Annotated in this window: 2 protein-coding genes; one reads left to right on the forward strand and one right to left on the reverse strand. The window is 70.4% G+C overall.

The genetic code is table 11. The features are described 5' to 3' along the window. Positions 1–419: IclR family transcriptional regulator (locus tag ACFPZL_RS12145; RefSeq protein WP_382335614.1), on the reverse strand; the 419-nt coding region annotated here is incomplete at its 3' end. 213 nt (positions 420–632) lie between these two features. On the opposite strand from ACFPZL_RS12145, the gene ACFPZL_RS12150 reads away from it, so the two are divergent. Further along, positions 633–2,588, forward strand: coding sequence for an FAD-dependent monooxygenase (locus ACFPZL_RS12150; RefSeq protein WP_218116333.1), 1,956 nt, complete (start codon positions 633–635; stop codon positions 2,586–2,588). Positions 2,589–2,631: the final 43 nt, after the last annotated feature.

Here is a 2,631-nt window from a genome sequence, read left to right on the forward strand (position 1 = left end):
GGGTGCCGGGCGCCCGGGCGCTGCGCGACCGCGGGGTGCGCGCGTGTCGGCTCGACGCTGATCAGGGTCACGACGTCGTCGAGATCGAGCACGGCGATGAAGGCGGTCATGCCGACCTCGTTCGCGAACTCGGTGAGCACGGGAAGCGCCGCCGACTGGAGCGCGGGGGAGACGCCGCGGGCCAGCGCCGCGAGCCGCGGGCCGAGCCGGATCAGGCCGAGCTCGTCGCGGACGACGTAGCGGTGCTCCTCGAGGGTGCGGAGCAGCCGGTAGGCGTTGGAGCGATGCACGCCGAGGCGCTCGGCGAGGTCGGCGATCGAGAGCGGACCGTCGGCCTCGGCGAGGATGTCGAGGGCGCGCAGGCCTCGCGCCAGCGTCTGCGAGCCCGCGGTGCCGGATGGTGAGATCGGGCCGGTCATGATCCTGCGCTCCTTCGTGGGGTGTGGTCGATGCCCGTCGCGCGATGCCGCCGGCAGGCCGTACGGCTGGTCGGTCTTGTCACTCGCGCGTCGCGAGCGTACAATCATTGTGCAGTATTCAAACTTAAAGTTCAACTATTGAACACGCATGACTGGATCGGGCGATCCCGCACCGGATGACGCCCCGACACACAGCGTAGTGAAGGAGAAGCCGTGCAGTTCCACCACCACGGGTACGTCTCGACCGATCCGCGGGTCTTCCCGGCCGCCGGCGTGGGGCTCGACCGCCCGGAAGAGCTGCCCGACGAGATCGACGTGCTCATCGTCGGCTCCGGCCCCGCCGGCATCGCCGCTCACGCGCAGCTGTCGCACTTCCCGAACGTCACCACCCGCATCGTCGAGCGCCGCGACGGCCGCCTCGTGCTCGGCCAGGCGGACGGCATCCAGGCGCGCAGCGTCGAGACCTTCCAGGCCTTCGGGTTCGCCCAGGAGATCATTCACGAGGCCTACCAGATCGCCGAGACCGACTTCTGGACGCCCGACCCCGAGAACCCCGCCGGCATCGTCCGCAGCTCCATCACTCACGACGACCCGAGCGGCATCAGCGAGTTCCCGCATCTGATCGTCAACCAGGCCCGCGTCATCGACTACTTCGCCGAGTACGCCCGACGCGGTCCGGCCCGCGGCGACGTCGACTACGGCTGGGAGTTCCTGGGGCTCGAGGTGGGCGAGGGCGACTACCCGGTCGCGGTGACGCTGCGCCGCGTCTCCGGCTTCAGCGGCGCCGGGATCAACACCGTCGAAGGCGCCGACGGAGGCGAGACCCGCGTCGTGCGCGCGAAGTACGTGGTCGGCGCCGACGGTGCGCGGTCGAGCGTGCGCCGCGCCATCGGCGGATCGCTCGCAGGATCCAGCTCCCTGCACGCCTGGGGGGTCATGGACGTGCTCGCCGTCACCGACTTCCCGGACTACCGCAAGAAGTGCATCATCCACTCCGAGGCGGGCAGCATCCTGCACATCCCCCGCGAGGGCAATCACCTCGCCCGCATCTACGTCGACCTCGGAGAGACCGACGAGCACGGCTTCGACCGGCACGGCCGCAAGGTGCGCGACACCCCGCTCGAGGAGATCATCCGGCAGGCGAACGAGATCCTGCACCCCTACACCCTCGATGTGCGCGACACCCCGTGGCACAGCGTGTACGAGGTCGCGCACCGCCTCACCGACCGCTTCGACGACGCGGCGACCTCGCCCGACGGCAAGCCTCGCGTCTTCCTGCTGGGCGACGCCTGCCACACCCACAGCGCCAAGGCCGGCCAGGGCATGAACGTGTCGATGCAGGACGGCTGGAACCTGGCCTGGAAGCTCGGCTACGTGCTCGAAGGCCGCAGCCCCGAGTCGCTGCTCGAGACCTACTCCGACGAGCGCTGGGTCACCTCGAAGAACCTGATCGACTTCGACCGCGAGTGGTCGACGCTCATGGCGAAGAAGCCCGAGGAGTTCGAAACCCCGGGCGAGCTCGAGGACTTCTACGTGCGCACCGCCGAGTTCCCCGCGGGCTTCATGACGCAGTACGAGCACCCGATGCTGACCGCGAGCGCGGAGGGCGCCGGCGCCCATCAGGATCTCGCGACCGGATTCCCGCTCGGCAAGCGCTTCAAATCGGTCATCACGACCCGCGTCGCCGACGGCGTGCCCGTGCATCTCGGCCACCACCACCGCGCCGACGGCCGGTACCGGATCTACGCCTTCGCGGATGCCGACGCCACCGCGCTCGGCGAATGGGCGGAATGGATGCGCGCGAACCCGGCTTCGCCGGTCAGCCGCTTCACCCCCGCGGGCGCCGACCTCGACGCGTTCTTCGACGTCAAGGCCGTCTACCAGCAGCAGCACCACGACGTGCGCATCGAGGACGCGGATCGCCTGTTCCTGCCGGCATCCGGCCCGTTCGGCCTGACCGACTACGAGAAGATCTACGCGGCCGCGGCCGGCGAGATCGACCTGCGGCGCGGAGACGGCCACGACATCTTCGCGGAGCGCGGCGTGAGCCGCGACGGTGCGGTCGTGCTCGTGCGGCCGGACCACTACGTCGCCGGGATCTTCCCGCTGAGCGCGGCGGGGGCGTCGGAGCTCGCGGACTTCCTCGGCGGGGTCTTCGTCGCGGCATAGCCGGAGCCGGGCGGGGCGCAGATCTCCGCCCGGTCCGGTCGGC

The organism is Leucobacter soli (assembly GCF_042659205.1).
Taxonomy (GTDB): domain Bacteria; phylum Actinomycetota; class Actinomycetes; order Actinomycetales; family Microbacteriaceae; genus Leucobacter; species Leucobacter soli.